1 protein-coding gene is annotated in these 2,260 nt (G+C 65.9%); it reads left to right on the forward strand.

Annotation, left to right across the window (positions count from 1 at the left end):
- Positions 1-2,260, forward strand: a 2,260-nt coding sequence (locus GXY33_08070) for a cellulase family glycosylhydrolase (protein NLX05085.1), incomplete at both ends; no start/stop codon positions are given.

Raw genomic sequence — 2,260 nt, forward strand, 5'->3', positions numbered from 1 at the left:
TGGGACGAATTGACGAGTACATCAGCATCGAGCCGCCGGGCCTGGCGCCCATCGACGGCAGCGAGCACTTCGGTTTCTCGATGTTCCCCTACTATCCGCCGCACCTGGAGCAGCGGATGTGCAAACTGCTGGCGGCGTGCGGGGCCAAGTGCGTCCGCGCGTTCGAGATGGACCGCTGTTATGACGAGGAGAACCGGACCGTCGTGCCGGAGCGCATCGAGGGGCTGGCTCAGCGCATGCGCGAACAGGCGGGCCTGACCACGATGCTCTCGATCCTCGCCTACGCGCCGACTTGGGCCTCGAGCGTGCCCGCGGACCGTCCGGTCATCGAACATCGCTTCGCCATGCCCGATCTGGCCGTCTGGAAGCAGCTCGTCGAAAAGTACGTCGCCGGCACGTCCTTCGACGCGTATGAAGTGTGGAACGAACCCAACGGCGGGTCCTGGAACAGCTTTCCCAAGAACCAGACGTACGCGGAACTAGTCCGCGCAACCCACGAAGCGGTCAAGGCGGCCCGGCCCGAGGCGCAAGTGTTTGTCGGCTCAGCCAACAACCCCGACGTCGGCTGGCCCGAAGACGCCCTGCGCCTGGCCAAGGGTTGCGCCGACGGCGTGAGTTTCCACTGCTACCGCTACTGGATGAACCCGCCCGATCCCGAACTCGACGCCGCAGCCCCCAACTACATGGCCGTGGGCGCTGCCATGGATAAGATGACCGGCCGGTACAACGGCGGCAAGCCCATGCCCCTCTGGATCACCGAGTTTGGCTACCGCAGCCCTGAGCCGGACGATCCCGCGGCCACGCCCCACGACCAGGCCGTCCTGCTTCCTCGCGCGTTCCTGGCCCTGACCGCCTCGGGCGTCGACCGGAGTTTTTGGTTTCTCTTGTTCGACCGCGAGGAGCCGGGACACTGTTTCGGTGTCTGCCATAAGGACATGCAGATCAAACCGGCGTTTCTCGCCTTTCGCACCCTCAACGAGCACGCCGCGGGCCGGCGTTTCGGACGCGTCCAGAAACTCACTGACAATCTCTATGCCCTCACCTTGACCGGCGACGGCGATGCCGTCCGGGCCGTCTGGACGGTCCAGCATCCGGCGCTGATGGAAATCGCCGGCAAGCACGACGCCATTCGCGACCTCTACGGTCGAGCGGTTGTGCCGATCGCGCTGGGCGAGACGGCTGCCGTCGTCATTCCCGCTGAGACGACCATCTATATTCAGAGTCAGACCACTGAGCCGGTCACGGTCTCACCGCTGGCCGACCTGGAACTCAGCGGCGAGACCGTGGTGGCCGGCGAGCCGCCGGAGTATCGCCTGAAGCTGCATTCGAGAGGAGAGGAACTCCTCGCCTTCGACGCCGTCGTCGAAGTTCCTCGTGACATTCGCGAAATCGCTGGCAAGGGCTACGCGCACGTTGCCGTCAAGACCAAACACGCTGCGTTCGATGTGCCGGTGATCTACCGTCTCAGCGAGGCGGTGCGGGCCTGTCTCGACTACGGCGAGGACGGCCAGCCTCTGCTGACGGTTGAGAACGCCGGCGCGGCTGCCCGGAACGTCCGAATCACAATCGACACCGTCTCCGGCGAGCAGGTCCGGGAGATTCCGGGCCGAGAGGTACTTCAGGTCCCGATCGCGATCGCCTCGCCGGCCGTCGGCTGCGGGACGCCGGTTGCGGCAAACGTCGCGTGGGATGAAGGAGAGATCGCTCTTTGCCGAGAAGTGTGGGTTCCCGCCCGCGCTGTGCGAGAGAGCGCCGGTCAGACCACAACCACCCAGCCGGCGCTGGAACTTGCCGTATGGGAAAAGAATGCCGGCGACGCGCCCGCTGCTGATGACCTCTCAGCCCGCGTGGCTTTCGCCTACGATCGGACGCACCTGCACGTGGCAGTTACCGCCACCGACGACGCCCACTGCCAGCCCTCAGCCGGCACCAACGCATGGATCGGCGACAGCATCCAGCTCGCCTTCGCCAACGGCACGCTGCCCGCCGGCCGGGAGATGGTCTTCTACCTCACCGACGACGGCCGCAAGGGTTTCACCGCCTTCGACCCCGAACTCAACGTTGACGGCGTCCGCTTCGATGTCGGCCGCGAGAGCTCGACCACCACCTACCGCATCGCCCTGCCGCTGCGCCTTCTCGGCGCCGCCCCGCAGCCGGGCGAACAAATCCGCTTCTCGCTGATCCTCAACGAGAACGACACCGGCGCCCGCGAAGGCTACCTCCGCTGGTCCGACGGCATCGGCCGGAAAAAGAACGCCCA

This window comes from Phycisphaerae bacterium (assembly GCA_012729815.1).
Classification (GTDB): Bacteria; Planctomycetota; Phycisphaerae; order JAAYCJ01; family JAAYCJ01; genus JAAYCJ01.